The sequence below is a fragment of the Natronincola peptidivorans genome, from assembly GCF_900111615.1.
In the GTDB taxonomy this organism is placed as follows: domain Bacteria; phylum Bacillota; class Clostridia; order Peptostreptococcales; family Natronincolaceae; genus Natronincola_A; species Natronincola_A peptidivorans.
Genome location: NZ_FOHU01000002.1, coordinates 1 through 18913 on the forward strand (window position 1 = coordinate 1; position 18913 = coordinate 18913).

Annotated in this window: 15 protein-coding genes; 14 read left to right on the plus strand and 1 reads right to left on the minus strand. The window is 38.9% G+C overall.

The window, feature by feature from the left end; all coding sequences use genetic code 11:
* The first annotated feature begins 112 nt into the window (after positions 1-112).
* The 14 genes from BMX10_RS02740 (at position 113) to BMX10_RS02805 (ending at position 17572) form a co-directional block, all read left to right on the plus strand.
* The gene (locus BMX10_RS02740; RefSeq protein WP_090438990.1) at positions 113-2041 is read left to right on the plus strand and encodes a hypothetical protein; all 1929 of its coding nucleotides are present in this window, start codon (positions 113-115) and stop codon (positions 2039-2041) included.
* Between the two features lie 182 nt (positions 2042-2223).
* Positions 2224-3915, plus strand: a complete 1692-nt coding sequence (locus BMX10_RS02745; RefSeq protein ID WP_090438993.1) for a hypothetical protein — start codon at positions 2224-2226, stop codon at positions 3913-3915.
* A 26-nt stretch (positions 3916-3941) separates the two neighbouring features.
* Positions 3942-7592, plus strand: a complete 3651-nt coding sequence (locus BMX10_RS02750) for a tetratricopeptide repeat protein (protein ID WP_090438996.1) — start codon at positions 3942-3944, stop codon at positions 7590-7592.
* Positions 7589-8803, plus strand: a complete 1215-nt coding sequence (locus tag BMX10_RS02755) for a tetratricopeptide repeat protein (RefSeq protein ID WP_170834651.1) — start codon at positions 7589-7591, stop codon at positions 8801-8803. Before BMX10_RS02750 ends, BMX10_RS02755 begins: the two co-directional genes overlap by 4 nt.
* Positions 8804-8970: 167 nt before the next feature.
* Positions 8971-9369 carry a nucleotidyltransferase substrate binding protein gene (locus BMX10_RS02760; protein WP_090439003.1) on the plus strand — a complete coding sequence of 133 codons (399 nt, stop codon included), beginning with the start codon at positions 8971-8973 and terminating at the stop codon, positions 9367-9369.
* On the plus strand, positions 9366-9698 hold the full coding sequence (locus tag BMX10_RS02765) for a nucleotidyltransferase domain-containing protein (protein WP_090439008.1): 333 nt from the start codon (positions 9366-9368) through the stop codon (positions 9696-9698). Before BMX10_RS02760 ends, BMX10_RS02765 begins: the two co-directional genes overlap by 4 nt.
* A gap of 68 nt (positions 9699-9766) precedes the next feature.
* On the plus strand, positions 9767-10111 hold the full coding sequence (locus BMX10_RS02770; protein ID WP_090439011.1) for a hypothetical protein: 345 nt from the start codon (positions 9767-9769) through the stop codon (positions 10109-10111).
* Positions 10112-10262: 151 nt separating this feature from the next.
* The gene (locus BMX10_RS02775; protein WP_090439014.1) at positions 10263-11507 is read left to right on the plus strand and encodes a hypothetical protein; all 1245 of its coding nucleotides are present in this window, start codon (positions 10263-10265) and stop codon (positions 11505-11507) included.
* An 86-nt stretch (positions 11508-11593) separates the two neighbouring features.
* Complete coding sequence (locus BMX10_RS02780) at positions 11594-12430, plus strand: transposase (protein ID WP_090439017.1); 837 nt, start codon at positions 11594-11596, stop codon at positions 12428-12430.
* 22 nt (positions 12431-12452) lie between these two features.
* Positions 12453-13991: a YifB family Mg chelatase-like AAA ATPase gene (locus tag BMX10_RS02785; RefSeq protein ID WP_090439020.1), complete on the plus strand. Its 1539-nt coding sequence runs from the start codon at positions 12453-12455 to the stop codon at positions 13989-13991.
* 12 nt (positions 13992-14003) lie between these two features.
* Positions 14004-15110, plus strand: a complete 1107-nt coding sequence (gene dprA, locus BMX10_RS02790; protein ID WP_090439023.1) for a DNA-processing protein DprA — start codon at positions 14004-14006, stop codon at positions 15108-15110.
* A 163-nt stretch (positions 15111-15273) separates the two neighbouring features.
* Entirely contained in the window at positions 15274-15909 is a 636-nt protein-coding gene (locus BMX10_RS02795; RefSeq protein ID WP_090439026.1) for a hypothetical protein, read from the plus strand.
* Entirely contained in the window at positions 15906-16790 is an 885-nt protein-coding gene (locus BMX10_RS02800) for an ATP-grasp domain-containing protein (RefSeq protein WP_090439029.1), read from the plus strand. Before BMX10_RS02795 ends, BMX10_RS02800 begins: the two co-directional genes overlap by 4 nt.
* Positions 16790-17572 (plus strand): ATP-grasp domain-containing protein, encoded by a 783-nt coding sequence (locus BMX10_RS02805; RefSeq protein WP_170834652.1) that lies wholly within the window; start codon positions 16790-16792, stop codon positions 17570-17572. Before BMX10_RS02800 ends, BMX10_RS02805 begins: the two co-directional genes overlap by 1 nt.
* Before the next feature lie 65 nt (positions 17573-17637).
* On the opposite strand, the gene BMX10_RS02810 is transcribed toward BMX10_RS02805, so the two are convergent.
* A complete protein-coding gene (locus BMX10_RS02810; RefSeq protein WP_090439035.1) occupies positions 17638-18810 on the minus strand; it encodes a hypothetical protein in 1173 nt (390 codons plus the stop codon).
* Positions 18811-18913 lie beyond the last annotated feature (103 nt).

Consider the following 18913-nt stretch of genomic DNA (forward strand, 5'->3'; position numbering starts at 1 on the left):
GGGCATTGTTTTTTTATACAAAAAAACTTTGAAACCTTTAAAATATAATGATTAGTTAGTAAAAAAAGAGTGTCAAACTTGACACTACGAAAAATCATGAGGGGGAAGGCAAATGAAAAAAAAGTACATATTAGCTATTGTTATGGTATTGATTTTTATGTTCTTAGCAGGTTGTGGAGGGGCTAGTGATACTAGTAGTTCATCAGTTTCTCAGCAAGCTATTGTAAAGGATGATATTTTGGTTTATATAGGTAGTCAAGATGATCCTAAAATAGGTGATTTGTATATGATCGTAGAAGATGAAGAGAGGAAAAGAATTGCATCCAATGTGATCGAAGAAGCATTTGTGTTTTTAGGAAATAATAAAGCCCTGTTGTATGTAGACAAAGATCAAAACTTGTATTATCAAAGTGCTGAAGGAGAAAGAGTAAGCATAACCAATGAAGTTATACCTTATTCTCTTGTGGTGTCAGAGGATGAGTCTGCTTTTGCATATTTGAAAGGAGATTCATGGGATTTATATATACAGCATATAGTAGATGATGGTGTTAATGATAGGATAAGAGTTGACTCTGATATATATATCGGAGCATATAGTCTCTCTATGGATGGAAGTATTCTAGCTTATTTTGATAATAAGAATACGCTATACATAAAAGAAGGTACGGAGTCTTCCAGGAGAATAGCTTCAAATGCTTTTGATGCTTATGTGACAGACGATAATAAGACAATTATTTTTTTAAATGATAAGAGAGAGCTTTATATCAGAAATACTGAAGAAGATGATAACAGAAAAGTTAATGCCAGCAGTGTAGGTAGTGCTATCATATCTCATGCTAATAAAAACATAGTCTATCTTGCTGATTACAATTTCACGAGCTATAAAGGGGAACTGTTTGTGCTGGAGAAAGATGAATCGCCAAAATGGATAGCCTCAGATGTAAAAAGATTTGAAACATATGAGCTTATAAATAAATTTTATTTTATCAATGATGATAATGCATTGTTCTACAGGGATATAAAGGAAGATAACAATACTTTAATTGCGTCAAATGTATATGACTTTGTACCAAATTTTACAAATGAAGAAGTACTCTATATCACAGATGATGATACTATGTATTTAAGTGGTAAGGATCAAGAGAGAAAAAGAATTGCAGGGAATTTAGTGGATTATACGATAGTGTCTGATATTCTATATTATATCAATGACGATGAGGAGTTGTATTTATATGACTTTGATAATGATCCTGTCAAGGTAGCTTCGTCAGTAAAGTATTTCAATTCCTCTGAAAATGGTACTGCACTTGCTTATTATAATGAGAATAAAGAAGTATTTGTATTGAGTAATAATCAGGAAGAAAAGCGAGTGATAAAAGATGCCGATAAATATTCTAAAGTATACATAAGCAATGAAGTGGTATTTGAAAAAATGCTGGGATTAAGTGATTTAGTTGGCATATGGGAAAACCAAGAAGATAATATATTTATGGAAATACTAAGAGATGGGACTTTGATTGTTTATGATGATGAAGTAAAAGGTGAAATGCCTATACAAATACAGGGTGATTCAGAAACTACTGGAGGATTAGAAGGCAATCTTAGTCAAGCTATAATGCAATATCATAATGGAGAGTATACGGAGCATGATAACGACTATCCTAATGAATATACGTATTTATTTTATGTGGACATGCTAAGCAATGATATAGTCATAGTGGATGGAGATAGGTTCAAAAGAGTGAATAGAGAAACCTTGAATAAGAAGCTGGAGGAATTTAAAGAACGTGCTGCCTATGAAGTGAAAGTAAGTAAAGTCGTGGATTTAGGCTATGATTTATGGCAAACCTGGGTAGAGATTCCTGCTGGAACAGAATGTAGAACCGGTCCTAGTCGAAGTAGTCAGCTGATAGGAGATTTACAGTATACGGATACATGGTATGTGGTAGATTATCATGTAGATGATGATATAAATCTATGGATTCAAATAGAAATTTATGATGGTTACACATATGATCATGTATGGCTTCAATATAATTAAACTTGTAAAGCTGGTGCCAGGCACCTAACTTTTTAACTTATTATAAATATACTCACCTCTTGGCGAAGAAATGCCGAGAGGTGTTTTTTATTGGGGATCAACAGGATTTTGACGTTTTTTGACGAATTAGTATTTTGAATAAAAAAACTAACCAAATATTTCTAGCATAAAGGAGCTAAACCATGAAGAAACCCATAGACTTTCAGTTGAAGGATACTAGGATTCCTATTATTGTAGGTATGACAGGTCATAGAGATTTGGTGGAGAAGGATGTTCCTATACTGGAGACAAAGATAGAAAGCATTCTTGAGGGAATACAGGAGAAATACCAGGAGACCCCCATCTATATCATGACGGCCTTGGCGGAGGGGGCAGATACCCTGATGGCCCAGATAGCTTTAAAGCTGGGGATTCCATATATTGTGGCACTGCCCATGAAAAAGGAAGACTATCTTGAGGATTTTCAGGAGGAGACAGCTAGAAAAACCTTTTTGTCTTTACTGGAGAAGGCCTATAAGTATTACGAAGGCCCCTATTATAAAGAGGTTTGGCAAAATCAGCAGGGAGAGAGAGCCAAGTACTATGAGGATGTAGGGGTACTGATGGCAGAGTATAGCGATTTTCTCATCGCACTATGGGATGGGAAATACCTTGAGGATATGGGAGGCACCTCTCAGGTGGTGAAGTTTAAGGTAGCGGGCGTGTCAGAGGAATACAAGCAAAAGGATTATCTCTTCTCTATGGTGGAGACAGGCTATGTCCATCATATCCTAACACCCAGGAGGAGACATACAGCACCCCTGGAAAATGCCTTTGACATCAATGTATACGCCCCAAAGGGAGAGGATGAGAACCAGCGTTATCTAAAGCATCTTAATAACTTTAACAAGGATCTTTTGAAGCTAGAGGAAGAGAAGGTAGAAAAGAATTTTCAAGATAATATCCTCCAGGGGTATTTTCCCAATCCTGAAAAGATGAATGGGAATGGCAATATGGAGATCTTGAAGTTTTTTTTGGTGGCGGATATGCTGAGCTTAAAGTATCAGAGGATTAAAAACCGCTTCATTGAAGGGATTTTCTGTCTAGTACTGATAGGGATACTCTGCTTTAATCTCTATGGAGTTTTTGAGAAGGATGCTATCTTGATTGGGTATTTATCTCTATACTTGATAGCCATGGTGCTTTATAAGGTTTCTACTAGATATGATTTCAATAATAAGCACCTGGATTATCGCTCCATCGCAGAGGGCTTGCGGATCCAGTTTTATTGGAATCTAGCAGGGTTAAATGAAAAGGTAGAAAATTATTATCTCAATAAAAATAGAAGCGAGCTGGAATGGGTTCGATCTGCAATCAAATCCGTCCAAATCCTGAATTTTAATACTGAAGCCAGCCTCCAGAGGGAGTCTCTAGCCATGGTAAAGGGCTATTGGATTGATTCTCAAAAGGAATATTTCAAGAAGGCTACCCTGAGGCATGATGATAAGATCTCTAGGGGAACCAGTAAGTGGAAAAAGCTATTTGTCATAGGGCTGTGTATTCCCCTGATGATCCTGGTGATGAAGCATCTATTTGGACAAAGTCTATCGGAGGATGGTACCGCTTTGCTTCTGGGTCTTTCCACCATACTTCCTGCCATAGGTGCCCTGCTGGCGGCAAAGGATCAGAATCGATCCTTTAAGGAATTATCCAAAAGATATAGTCAGGTTGGGGCCATCCATGAAAGGGCCTCCAGCTTGTTGGAGGAGTCTATGAAAAGAAACCAGATGGAAAAGGCGCAAAGGATTATCTTTTTGCTGGGAAAGGAATCCTTAAACGAAAATGGAGATTGGATATCCATGCATAGAGAAAAGACCATTGATTTGCCTAAATAAGGAATAACAGCTGGGAGGGATGGATTTTGGACTTGATAAAAAAACAGGAGGAACCTAGAGAGATCAGGGTGTTTATCTCCTCCACCTTTCAAGATCTTCATGAGGAAAGGGATTATTTGATAAGAAGAATTTTTCCGAGGTTGGCAGGTCTCTGCAGGGAAAGGGATGTTGTCTTTACGGGAGTAGACCTTCGGTGGGGCATCACAGAGGAGGAGGCACAGCAGGGGAGAACCATCAGGCTGTGCTTAGACGAGATTCAAAAGTGTAAGCCTTATTTTATCTGTATATTAGGTCACCGTTATGGATGGGTGCCTGAGGCAGAGGAGCTTTTAAAGGATCAGGATCTAGGGGAAAGATATGAGACTGTCATCAGGGAGGCTGTAAACAATAGGATAAGTATTACTGAAATGGAAATTCTTCAAGGGGTATTTAGGCAGCCGGGGGAGGTCAATGCTTTATTTTATTTTGAGGACAAGAAATACTTTGAAGAAAAAAATAAATATCTGAAGATAGAGGAGGATCTACAACGGAAGGAAAAGCTGCAGGCATTAAAGGACAGCATAAAAAAGAGTGATTATCCTGTGAGGGAAAATTTCATATCCAAGGAAATGCTGGGGGAGTGGGTTTATGAGGATATCAAGAAGACCCTGGATGAAAGATTTCCCATCAAAGAAGCACAAACAGAGGAGGAGCAGCAGTATAAAAAGCACCTGGAGCTGGCCTCCAGTAGAAAAGCGTATTATCTAAAAAATAATGAGGCCTATGCTGCTTTAAACAGCTATGCTGAGAAGGGGACTATGCCTCTGGTGGTGTGGGGAAAATCAGGATTAGGGAAAACCGCTCTATTGGCTAACTGGGCAGGGGAGTATCAAGAAAACCATCCTGAAACCCTTGTGGTGCAGTATTATGGAGGAGCAGCATCGGAGATGACGGACATCGATGTGATGCTGTATATTCTTCAGCAAATCAAGGAAAAGACTACAGATTTTCAGGTAGAGATCCCTACTGACCCGCAAGAGCTGAGGATTAGATTTCATGATCTTCTTCAATCGGTAAAGAAGAAGGTCGTGATTATTATTGATGCCTTGAACCAGCTGGACAGTAAGGCTCAGGAGTTAAACTGGGTACCTGAAAAGCTGCCAGGCAATATGAAGCTGATTATCTCTACGATAGATAATGGTATTATAAAGGAAATCAGGGAGAGAAAATGGTTAGAATACCCCATAAAGCCTCTGTCAAAGCAGCAGATGAAGGAAATGATCATAGATTTTCTAAAGCTGCATGGAAAGAGCATTACTCAGCAGCAGATAGAGGAGATTGTTGATTTTCAGGGAGAGGTAGAGGAGAAAAAAGTCTCTTTCCTTTCTAGATTTTCTCAGAGAAAGTCCTACGGCAATATCAACAATCCTCTTTTTCTAAAAACCTTTCTCATTGAGCTGCTGCTAACGGGAAGGTATGATAATCTCCAGGAAAAAATCAACCATTATCTTTCTGCAGCAGACTTAGAGGCTTTATTTCATAAGGTACTAGAAAGAATGGAGGAGGATTTTGGTTCTCAGTTGATAGGGTTTCTTTTAGGCAGTATTTGTTTCTCCCGTAATGGCTTATCGGAGGAGGAGCTAAAACATCTAGCCCATCAGGAGGGGATCAAATACTTAGATATTGTGGACTGCTTACATGGTCTTGATTTTCATTTGATGAAAAAGGGACAGCTGCTGGATTTCTTTCATGATTATATACGACAATCTGTTGTGAAAAAATATTTTTCTCAAGAGGGGCAGGAGGAAGCCTGCCGCAGGAGGCTGGTGGATTTTTTCAGTCAAGGGACTGTCCTCAGCAGGCAAGCGGAGGAGGTACCTTATCAGTATTATCAGCTAAAGGACTGGGAAGCCTTAGAAAAAACTGTTTTACAGCAGGAAATTTTTCAAGAGCTTAGTCATCATCATATGTATGAGCTGCTACAATATTTTCAACAGCTTCAGGAGGAAAAGGGAGATTTATATGACAAGCTGATGAATTCTCTAGAGACAGAGGGTTTGTTCCATAAGGCCTTAGGGAAAAAAGAATTACAGTTTTTCAAGAGTGTTGCTTCCTTATTTCATCTTAATAGAGAATTTGAAAAAGCTAGAAAAATTTATGCCCATATCTTTCATATTGACCAGGAGAAATACGGGGAAGGGCATCCTAAAACACAAAAGAGCTTTACCATGTATCTCAAGCTGCTATTAAAAGAAGGCAATTATGATTTAGGGCTGGCGCTGGCGGAGAAGGAATTAAAAAAACAGCTGGAGGCCTCTGGTGATAGCGGCCTAGGGGCAGCAAGGGCTTATCATAATCTGGCTTTTGCTGAGATGCAGGCAGAAAAATGGATGGAGGCTATAGAAAGCTGTAGTAAGGCTTTGGAAATAAAGAAAAGCCATTATGGTGATTTTCATCCTAAAACAGCAGAGGCAATGGAGATGCTGGCGATTGCCATTAATTCCCTCATGAGACGCTGGAAGAAAAGTGAAGAGGAGAAGCGCTTCGACAAAGAGGAAACAGATCAATTTTTACAGGAATTTCAAGAAAAAAGGCTGGAGATTAAAAAGCACTATTTAGATAGTAAGGATCTGCCTTGGATCAAAAGACATGCAGCTGCTTTCTTTTACGAAATGAAATATAGCTTTGGACAGATAGGGGATATATTTAAAGGAAACACTGAGCGTCAGGGAAGGCTATTGAAGGAGGCACTGGAGATAAAGAAACTGACCCTAGGTAGGCTTCATCCTGCTGTTGCCGACAGCTATATTCACTTGGCTATGAATCATGGAGGTTGGTTCAATAGCAAAGCCCGTATAAAGCACTTCAAAAAAGCCTTACAAATTAGAGAAAATTTCTATGGCAGCTATCATCCTGAGGTGGCAAATGTACTGCATCACCTAGGAGATGTTAGCAAGACAAAGGAGGCTATCTCTTATTTTCGAAGGGCTTGGCAGATACAAAAAAAGGTTTACGGCAGCAGTCACCCCGCCACGGTGAATTCAGCTAAAAAACTATCCTTCAGCTTAAGGGGTACACTTTCCTTTAGCAATGATTTAGAGGCAGACTATATCGATAAATCCCTCCAGCAGCAGATTTCAGCAGATGGTCAGCTTCAGGAAAATCCTATGGAGCTACCAGAGCACCTTGTAAACCTAAATGAAATGAAAAGCGGTGGCTGGAAGCCTGCCTTATATGTATTTTTGTTATTAGTTATTATGAATGCTATAGGTCTGATCTTTATACCTACTAGATGGATTCCTTACTATAGTATGGTGACTGTTATTATCCTAGGGGGGGTAGCCTGGTCAGCAGGCTATGGAAAGATGCATAAAAATCTCTATGCTTTGCTGGGGTATAGTTTATTTCCTCTTCTGCTTTATATAACAAGGATTATGGATCTCGTCATAGGGAGAGTCATCAGCCTAGCTTGGAGCAATCATTTTGACATGATAGGGAGTCTAAGCTTTGCTAGGATTTTTTCAAAGGAGGCCATCATGTATTATGAGCTTGGTTTATATAAAAATATGAACCTAATACAGCTTTCTTGGGCTAGGGGAGGATTTGTGGTGGTATTATTCCTGCTAGGCTATGGTGTAAGGCACGGGAAGGATTATATGAAGCAATATTTCTCTGAGAAAGGAAATCAATGGAGATGATGAAGAAAACAATAGTGAGATGTATAATCATGACGATGCTTCTTGTGGGGCTAACCACCATAGCTGGTGAGGCTAGATTTCAGATTCCCTATGATGAATTAGCTGGTTATAAAAGAAGTGTGATTGATCACCGAATGAATGGAAGGCTGGAAAGGGCCATAGAAATCTATGATAAGATTCTGGAGCTTGAACCAGATTTTTATGAAGCCTATAAGGAAAAAGGGATTTTGTTCTATAGGCTGGGGGAGCCTATGGAGGCGATGGAAAATCTTGATGCTTTTCTAGAGACGGGATTAACAGCTCCTGAGGTATATTATATAAAGGCATTGATTTTAGAGGAGGCAGGAGATTATCATGAAGCAGTTCTGCTACATCAGAGGGCTATAGAAGAAAGGCTAGAGGAAATGAGTTTTTATGGTGGATTGTCTTTTTTAAGCAGGACTCAAAGAATACCTTATTTTCATCTAGGATATTCCCTATACAAGATAGAGGCCTATACAGAGTCCTTGACTGCTTTGAAGATGGCAGGGGACTTACATCCTAGTGCAGAGGAAATAGACCTTTTGAAGGTGAAGATTTATGGGGAGCTCCAAAACCAGCAGGAGGCCTTGGAGGTTTTTAGGAGACTGCAAAGCTACTATTACAGAAATCCTGATGATGCTTATTTACAGGCTATGGAGCTTTATGGAGAAGGACAGTATCAAAAAGCTATCTCTTATTTTGAGGAAGCCCTACTGAATCAACCAGGGAACACAGTCATCTATTATCAGCTGGGGAACGCCTATCTTCACCTGGGCCAGTATCAGAAGGCATTGGAGATGTATGGAGAGATCACCATTATAACACCACAGGAGGCATGGGGTTATCTTTCTGGTTCCTTTGTATATCAATATGTAGGTCAGTACCAAATGGCGGACCATAGCTTTCAGGAATGGAAAGCCAATAATCCTGCCCTCTGGAAAAGCCTCCCAAAGGCAGGCCCAATACTCAGTGGGATAATAATAACCGCTTTTCTAGCAATGCTGTTGTTTCTGACGATGGCAAATAATTCTCAGCTATATAACTTTAGAGACCTGTTTGCTGAAAGGTATGGAGGTCAAAATAGGATTGATTTAAATGTCATGAGACAGTATGCCTATGGTGAAGAAGTAGATGAACTGGATATGGATATAGAGATGCTTTACCATAAAAGAGTGTGGCTGGAGGAATAGCTGGTGCCAGGCACCTAACTTTTTAACTTATTGTAATTAACAGTTAACATCACCTTTTGGCGAAGAAAAGCTAGAAGGTGGTTTTTATGTAGCAGGATTGTTTAGAAAAAAGTAGAAATGATATACTTATAGAGAATAAAGGTGAGGAAAAAAGGGGTGGATTCAGTATGGATAAGGAGATAAGATGGCGACAAAGATTTGAAAATTTTGACAAGGCCTATAAACAGTTTCATGCTGCTATTTTAGACTTTGACAAGCTAAGTGTACTAGAAAAAGAAGGATTGATCCACCGATTTGAGTATACCTTTGAGCTGGCTTGGAAAACCTTAAGGGATTACTTGGAAGGAAAAGAGGTAGAAGCAAGATTTCCTAGAGATGTAATAAAAGCAGCTTTTCATTATGAGCTTATTGAAGATGGAGAGGTGTGGATAGATATGTTGGAGAAGCGAAATCTTTTAGCCCATACCTATAATGAAGAACGTTTTAATTATGCTATAAAAAAGATAAAAGAAGAATACTATGGCCCTATAACACAGGTGCATAGATTTTTAGGAGAAAAAAGATGAGTTTTGGAATACCAACCAAAAGCATGAAAATAATTATGAATACCTTAGTAGAGAAAAAAGAAATTGAGAAGGCATCGGTTTTTGGAAGTAGAGCCATGGGCAATTATAAAAATGGATCAGATGTCGATATTGTTATCTATGGTGATAGCATCACAGTTGAAGTAGTAAATCAAGTAAGCTTAGAATTAAATGAAAAGCTTCCTTTACCCTACTATTTTGATATTGTTCACTATGAAACTCTAGAACATGAGGGCCTAAAAGAGCATATAGACAAACATAGCAAAATATTTTATGAGAAAGGTACCAGGCACCTAACTTTTTTTAATTAATTGTAGATATAGCTACAGAAGTGTTATACTATAATTATTAAAGGCTGAATCGAAGGGGGAAGCTTCGGATGGAGGACAAGGTTTTTAGCTTGCTAGAAAGAATGTATTCTGATTTAAGTAGTAAAATTGATAACATGGATGTACAAATGCAAGAAATGAAGACTGATATGCAAGAAATGAAGACTGATATGCAAGAAATGAAAACTGATATGCTAGGAATAAAGTCAAATATGGCTACAAAACAAGATTTAGCTATGCTTGAAAACAAGATGGATGCCAACCATAAAGCTTTATATGATGGATATATACAAAACGCTGAGGATATTACCGAAATAAAAGCTAAATTGGATCAACTAACTGATCGGGTTGAAAATCAAGAAATAAGATTGCAGATATTAAAGTCAGCAAAATAAAATCTGGTGCCAGGCACCTAACTTTTTAACTTATTCTGATGAAAGAGGATCTTTATTATAACTGCCTTATTGTAGGCAACAGTACCTTTTGGTAAAATAAGACCAAGAGGTATTTTTTTGCTTTGCTATTGATAGACACGGGGGTGGCAGGATGGAGCTGCAGGTAAAGGATATTTGTTTTCTTAGAAATAAGCACTACACAATGCAAAATGAAATAACGCTCAATAGCAATCGAGTGGATACCAGTTTTTTTGATGACCATGAATTTGTTGAGATAACAAGCTCAAAGGGATCAATGATATGTATGATTTCCTACAGCAGCGATGACTCTGATATCCATGCTTATGTATCACCTCCGTTAAAGGAAATCAGCGATGGAGATAAATTTATCATAAAAAAAATCAGCCATGTCAACCTAAAAAGATACTTTATCACAAAGGTAGAAAATGTAAAGATTGATAAGGTAGAGGTCTCTCAAAACATCATAGACAGCGTTAGCAGGGATGGAGAGCTGGACGGGATTGTTTTGCTCAACAAGCTGAATGGCTATAGCTTGAAGCTGCCTATGGATAAGATACTTGTAGATGCCCATAGTGTAGATAAGGTAAGATTAAGCATCAAGCATAGAAAGTTGCTGGAGATAGACCTGCCTACTTATATCAGTCAGATGTATCTAGATAGCCTGGATGGGTCCTTAGATCAGTATTATCAGGATGAATCAAAAAATATAACCTATGAAAACTATTATGAAGCGGCAAAAAAATTGAAATACCACTTGGAGAAAAAAGAGATAGACTTTTTATCTGTCTATCCTATGTACACAGAAAAGAGGAAAAGAAGTTTACTGGAGGGCATCACAGAACTAGTAAAGAAGGGTAAAGAAAAAGCATTGAGCTTTTTTATAGGACAAAAAAGTATTGACCTGAGGGTAATAAGACCCTATCCCATAGATGAAAGTGAAAATGCCATAAGACTGTCGGAAACAGCTATGAAGCTATTAGGACTAGAGGAAACAGACACAGTGACTATACGAAATGGAAAGTATAGCTGTAAGGCTAGAGTGTTGAGCATCGATGACTGGTGCATTGTCACCAACGAAAATAGAATCAAATCACAGCAGGACATAAACCTGCTGATAGGCCTTCCAACCTATATGAGGAGGGAATTAGATCTCCCCTATATCAACACCAATGTTTCTGTTGAGAGAGACCTAGGGTATTTTTTTAGAAAGCATTCAAACAATCAAATCATGACCATCATTGGATTGATTCTATCCTTGACGGTGGTGAATGAGATCGCCAATATTTACGTTAGGATTCTGTCCATCATAGCCCTAATCATCCTGTTTATGTATTTATCCTTTTCGGAGGTTCGAGAAAAGATATCCCATAAATAAACCAAGCTGGTGCCAGGCACCTAACTTATTAACTTATTGTAAATATTTACACCTTTTGGTAAAATAATACTGGGAGGTGTTTTTCTTTGGGAAGAAAACCTAGGATTGAGTATAAGGGCGGTGTTTATCACGTTATTCAAAGGGGAAATAATCGAGAGTACATCTTTGAGAAAGATAAAGATAAAGCATACCTACTGGAGTTGGTAAAGGAATATAAGGAGATGCTGAATTTTCATTTCTATGGATTTGCTTTAATGAACAATCACTATCATTTCATCATTAAGACATTGGATACACCATTACAGAAGATTATGCATCGAATCAATAATAAGTATAGTAAATACTATAATTATAGGAATAGTAGAACAGGACATGTTTTTGAAAATAGATATAAGGGTATTTTGGTAATGGAGGATAGCTATATCCTGTCTCTGCTGCGATATATTCATCAAAACCCTGTGAGGGCAAAGCTGTGTAACAAAGTGAGAGACTATGGATGGAGTAGTGATTCATATTATAGAAGGAATGAAAAGGGCGAAATCGTGGATATAGATTTTGTCTTGAATATCTTCTCTAAAAACAGGTATCAAGCAATAAAGGCCTATGGAGGATTTATGGATATGGAGAAGATGGAGGAAGGCAGTGTTTTTGAGGAGGTTGAAGCTATTGGTGAGGGTCAGGAGAAGGCTGTTGAGGAGACTGTAGCATCTATTGAAAGAAAAAGCCTTGAGGATCTCCTGTATGAGGTGACAAAGGACAGGACTTTATATGAGGAAATTAAAAAAGGTTCTAGAAAAAGAAATCTAACAAATTTTAAGCAACAATATATCCAGCAAGCTTTGGCTGCTAATTATACCATGAAGGAAATTGGAGAGAGCTTATCTATTAGTGAAACGTCTGTATTTAAAATGTATCACAGATGAACAAATATAAGGGGGAAAATGCATGGCTTCTATTGTAAAGAGCTTTTCTATATCGGGCGTAGATGGTTGTCTGGTGGACGTTGAAACAAAAACCATCGATGGGCTGCCTATGATTTCTATTGTAGGATTGGGAGATACTGCTGTAAAGGAGGCAAGGGAAAGGGTTGAATCTGCATTAAATGATGGGAACTATGAGTTTCCTCAAATGAAGGTGGTTATTAACCTGGCCCCCAGTGATTTAAAAAAGAGTGGCTCTCATTTTGATTTGCCCATTGCCTTGGGACTGTTAATGGAAACGGGACAATTAAAGACGAAAAAGATAGAAGCTTATGGATGTATCGGGGAATTATCCTTAAATGCTAGACTGCGATCCTGTACAGGGGTACTGCCTATGACCATTGCAGCAAAGGAGGCTGGGATCACGAATATCATTGTACCAAAGGATAATGTAAAGGAAGCTTCTTTAGTAAAGGGGATTAGGGTATATGGATTTGATACCTTAAAGGAAGTAGTGGAATTTTTAGAGGATAAGAAGGAGTATATGGGGAATCAAGAGGAAATGGTGACTGTTAGCGAAGTAGATCCCTATAGAGTAGACTTTAAAGAGGTCCAAGGACAGGAGGCTATGATTGAATACATTGTCATTGCAGCAGCTGGAGGACATAATCTTTTGATGGTTGGAACACCAGGCTGTGGTAAATCCATGATTGCTAAACGGATCCCCACCATTCTGCCTAGTATGACAGAAGAGGAAGCCCTTGAGGTCACAAAGATTTATAGTGTGGCAGGATTGTTGAGGGGAAGGGGACATTTAATCAAGGATCGACCTTTTCGAGCACCCCATCATAATGCTTCTACCAATTCCTTAATTGGTGGCGGCAATAATGCTACCCCGGGGGAAATTTCATTGGCCCATAACGGCGTATTATTTTTAGACGAGATTGCTGAGTTTGGCAAGAAAACTCTTGAAGCTTTGAGACAGCCAATGGAGGATCAAATTGTCACCATCTCTAGGGTAAAATATACCAATACCTATCCTGCTAGCTTTATGCTGGTGGCGGCAATGAACCCTTGTCCATGCGGATATTTTGGTAATGATAAGTGTCGCTGCAGTGATTATGAGGTAGTAAAATATAGGCAAAAGATATCTGGTCCGATCTTGGATCGGATGGACATACAAAAATATGTACAGCCAGTAAAGTTTAAGGAATTATCCAGCAGTACCTCAGGAAAAACCTCTCAGGAGCTTCGAGAAAGAGTGGAGTTTGCAAGAAGTATTCAGAAAAAAAGGTACGACAGGATAGATGGCATTAACTGTAATGCTCAAATGGGACATGCTTTGATTAAAGAATACTGTCAGCTGGAGGCAGAGGGAGAAAGATTGTTACAATTGGCTTATGAACGTTTTAATTACAGCGCTAGAACCTTTCACAAATACTTGAAGGTGGCTAGAACCTTTGCAGATATGGAAGCCTCAACAAAAATTCGCAAAAAGGATGTGGCAGCGGCTCTAATGGCAAGAGATTTAGAAAAAGAAGGTGCTGCCATGATGGTGCTTTAGGGGGTAGTTGGTATGGTTTATTGGATTTGGTTAAGACAACTAAAAGGCATAGGTGCTACTATAGAAAAAAGGCTTCTAAAGCATTTTAAAACCCCTCAAGCAATTTATGAAGCAGAAGAAGATGCATTAATGGATGTAGAAGGAATTGGTAAGGCCACAGCAAAAACTATAAAAAAATCGAGATCTTTAGATAAGGCATCAAATCTATTAGAGGTAATTAGGAAAAAGGATATAAAAATATTAACCTATCATGATCCTCTATACCCTAGTGATGCCAAGGTATATCCAGAAGCACCTACAGTTTTATATTATAAAGGAAATATTAGGGATAATAGTGAAGGCGTGGCCATAGTGGGCTCTAGGAGATGTACTGGCTATGGGAAACAGGTGGCAATAGAGGCAGCTGACTATCTAGCTAGAAATCATATACCTGTCATCAGCGGTATGGCAAAAGGAATAGATGGGTATGCCCATATCGCCTGCTTGAAAGCCGGTGGATATACGATAGCTTTTTTGGGACATGGATTGGATATGTGTTATCCCAAGGAGCATATAGAGTTAATGGAGGGCATCATAGAAAAAGGTGTTGTCATTTCAGAGTATCCACCTAATACAAAACCAAGGCAAGAGTATTTCCCCAAAAGGAATGCCCTCATCAGCAGCTGGAGCAAAAAGGTACTGGTGGTGGAGGCGGCGGAAAAAAGTGGTGCTTTAATTACAGCTAATCTAGCTAAGGCTCAGGGGAAAGAAGTGTTAGCTCCTCCCCATGAGATGTATAGCCCTACTGGAAGAGGCACGAATCGTTTGATTGCTCAGGGGGCTACTGTATATTTACATCCTTCTCAGCTGCTGGAGGAACGTGAATCTATACAGACAAAATCCCTAGAATCAAAGAAGTATAAAGGAAGAGAAGTTGAAAAACCCTTTAGAGAACTTATGCCTATCGAGAAGCAGATATTAGATAGCTTCCAGGGTTCCATCAAGACCATTGAAGAGATTGAAGAAGATACAGGAATTAGTCAAGTAGAGCTGATAGAACATCTTTCTATATTGGAGCTAGAAGGAATCATTGAAGCATTATCTGCAGGAAGATTCAAATATACGGTGCCAGGCACCTAACTTTTTAACTTATTGAAAGAAGGCTTAGGTGAATAGGATAGGATTGTTTAAAAGGATATAGGAATGATATACTGTAAGCATAAAGTTAAGCTAATGTATTTATCATTTTCTGTAGTGGGGGAAAAGATAGCACATAAATAATAGATAATCATTGGAGGTACATATGGAGGCTTTAGACTTAAAGAAGATGGAAGAATGCTTTATCAAGGAAATAGATGACAATCCCCGCGGTCATCAAATCGTCAAAGGGAAAAATCCTATTATTTTGACTGCTCCCCATAGCGTAAGCCACTTGAGGGAGGAAAAAGAAAAAATTGGTGAGTTTAGAACTGGGGTCATCGTACAGCTAATAGGAGAATTATCAGGTTGCCATAGGGCATATAAAACCAAAAACTTAGGAGACGATGCCAACTATGATAGGGATTGTAACTTCAAAAGTGACTTATTAGAGTATATAAAAGAGAATGATATTAAGCTGGTACTGGACTTTCACTTATCCTCTCCCAATAGGGCTTTTTCTATAGATATCGGTACAGGACGTAGGTCCCTGATTCAGGGTAGGGAAGATTTGCTTAGCTGTATCAAGGGAGGCTTTGAAGCTGTTTACCAAAATGTAGAGGTAGATGATACCTTTCCAGGCTCCTACCCACATACTGTTTCTGCCACTGCTTCAAGGGAGTTGGGGATACCGGCTTTTCAGATAGAAATCAACTGGAGTAAAGTGGATGATTATGAGAAAACTAAAATCTTTGTCAATACCATGGCAAAGATGATCAATAAGCTGGAGGAACTACTATGAAGGGATGGATTATTTATAATGGCGCATTGAGGATAAAGAAGATGGAGGCATTGGTCTTCAAGCTTGCTGAGGAGGGTAAAAAAAAGGGATATCATTTAAAGTTGATCAAAAATAATGAGCTGATTCCCGCCTACTGTTCCCTTGGAAAGCCTCAGTTACATTCAGTATTAGAGCTAGATGAACCTGATTTTGTAATCTTTTGGGATAAGGATATCTTACTGGCGAAGCATCTGGAGTTGATGGGATTTAGATTGTTTAATACACCAGAGGCTATAGAGGATTGTGACAATAAAGCTTTGATGCACCTGAAGCTAGCAAGGGCAGGGATAAGGGTTCCCAAAACCATACTAGGCCCCTTTACCTTTCATCAGCATAATTTAAGCGATGGCTATTTGGATAAAGTTTTTGCCCAGCTGGGAGAGCGGATTATACTGAAGGAGGCCTATGGCTCATTTGGTATGCAGGTTCATATGATAGACAGCAGAGAAGCCTTAAAACAGCAGATTCTCAACCTTGGCAACAGACCCTTTATCATGCAGCAGTATATCCATAGCAGCTATGGGAGAGATATCAGGGTCAACATCATTGGGAATAGGATGGTAGGGGCTATGGCCAGAACCAGCCCATCAGATTTTAGAACCAATATAACACTAGGGGCCACGGGAGAATTGGTGGAGCTAAATCAAGAGCAAAGGGAAATCGCACTGAAGGCACATGCTGCTCTAAATCTTGATTTTAGTGGTATTGACTTACTATTTGGTGAAGACAATGAACCGATTCTGTGCGAGGTAAACTCCAATGTAAACTATCTAAGCTTTGAGGAAGCATCCGGTGTCAATTTTAGTCATCTCCTACTGGATTGGATTCGTGAGGCATTATGATGAAGGGGTTATTGCTATACAATCAAGAGGATTATGAAAGAAATAAAGACTATGTCCATTGGCTTCAGGAGGAAGCAGAAGAAAATCGGATAGATTTACAGCTGGCGCTGAAGGAGGAGTTTCTCATTGAGGGGGTTCCTAGGGCAGCCAACTATAGATTTGTTATCAATAGGACTAGAAGCTATGAGATCAGCCTCATGTTTCAGTTAAACAATATCAGGGCTTTTAATCATCCTGAGATTACCCTGCTGGGTAATAACAAGCTGGCAGCCTATTTGTATGCAAAAAATAAAGGTATCCAGTACCCAGAAATATTAGTTTCCTGGTCACAGGGTGAAAAGATAATATCCAAACCCAATGATGGTCATGGGGGTCAAGGGGTAGGGCTACTAAGGGACGTTAACCTATATGATGGTAATATCCGATTACAGCAAGCATTTATGGAGGATTTGATAGGAGATATCAGATTTTATATCCTCAATAACAAGATCATCCATGCAGTCTTGAGAAGGGCCAGCAATAAAATCATCTCCAACTTTAGCCAAGGTGGGGAGATAAGCTTGTATGACTATAATGCCCATGAAAAGGCTTATGTGGAAGCTTTTATCAAAGACCTGGTTATAGATTATGCAGGGGTAGATTTTTTATTAACCAAGGATAAAAAACTGGTTTTCAATGAAATCGAGGATGTTGTTGGCAGTAGAATGCTCAGCAAACTAGGGGTAAATAACACCACAAAGCTGTTTTTACAGCATATCAAAGCAACGGTGCCTGGCACCTAACTTTTTAACTTATTTAGAAAAGAGGTCTTAGGAGGGGATTAGCCCTCTTAAGACCTCTTTGGTATTTAGTATATTTCGATGGCATCAATATCAGAATTCCATATTACGTAGAATCCATAATCTTCTAAATCCTTTACTGGGATGAAACCTTCTCCTTCTAGCTGGATATCCAGTAGCTGGGAAGCATCTGCAACTGCTATAAAGGATCTACCGTCCTCTACCTTTAACTGAACTGTACCTTGTTCAAAGGTTCCCTCTGCAGGCTTGACATAGGATCCTTCTAGGTCAACGATGGCTTTAAATCCTACCTGAGTTTCTACTGCAAATTGACTCATGATGAATGCTTCTAAATCCTCTTGTGTAAAAACTAATACTGATTCAGGCAGTTGAATGTCAGTGGTAGTAAGCTTTCTAGATACAGTTAAGCCTTCTACTTGGATTTGAGCCATAGGGGTGATTAAAGCCAACTCAGTTTCTTCTGTCACTGCATCCTCTTCAAAGGTGGTGACCTGTTGATAGTAGCTTCCTGTGATAAAAGCCTTGGCCATTGGGATGTTTGGAGCGATAAAAGTATCATAGAGCTCTAGAACTTCTTGTAGATCTTCCTCTGTCAGCTCAGGCATTTCAGCTGGCATAAGCTCTGCAGGTAACTTGTCGATATTGGTAATGACATAGAGCATATAGGCCTCTAAAAGATCAATCATTTTATCTGAATCAAGCTTTAGGGTGTAGGTATTACCTTCCTTGGTCATACCTAGATCGATGCCTAAATCCATCTCTTCAATAAATTGAATGATGTCCTGCAGCATCTTAGAGTTCATGTCAATAGGAGCTTCGGTATTTCTAAATAGAATGTATTCTTCTTGGATATCTACTGTTTCTTCTAAACCCATTACAGATAAAAGAGGAAGAACAGCATCTGTGTTTATGTAGAAGTCAGTACCTACAGTATAAAGCTTGATAGTTGGTATTTCCTGCAACCCTTCTACGTCCTCTACTACGATTTCCATGTAGGAAACAAAGTCCTTTAGATTTGATACTGAATACATTTCCACATTATAGTGAAGATCTACATCAGGAGGGATTACTACTTTAAGCTGCATTTCTGCTTCTCCCTCTAAACCATCCCACTCATAAATTGCCTTCATATCTTCCCAGTAGGATGTTTCTGCTGGTGCAAATCCAACCATTGTAAGCATGGAAACAACCAACAGCATAACAATTAGCATTTTTTTCATTTTTGTGCACTCCCTTTAGCATTTTATTTTTAGCATATACCATGTCTAAACTATTGTTAAGCCACGCCATGCTATGGAAAACTAAATCTTTGGCTCCTATATT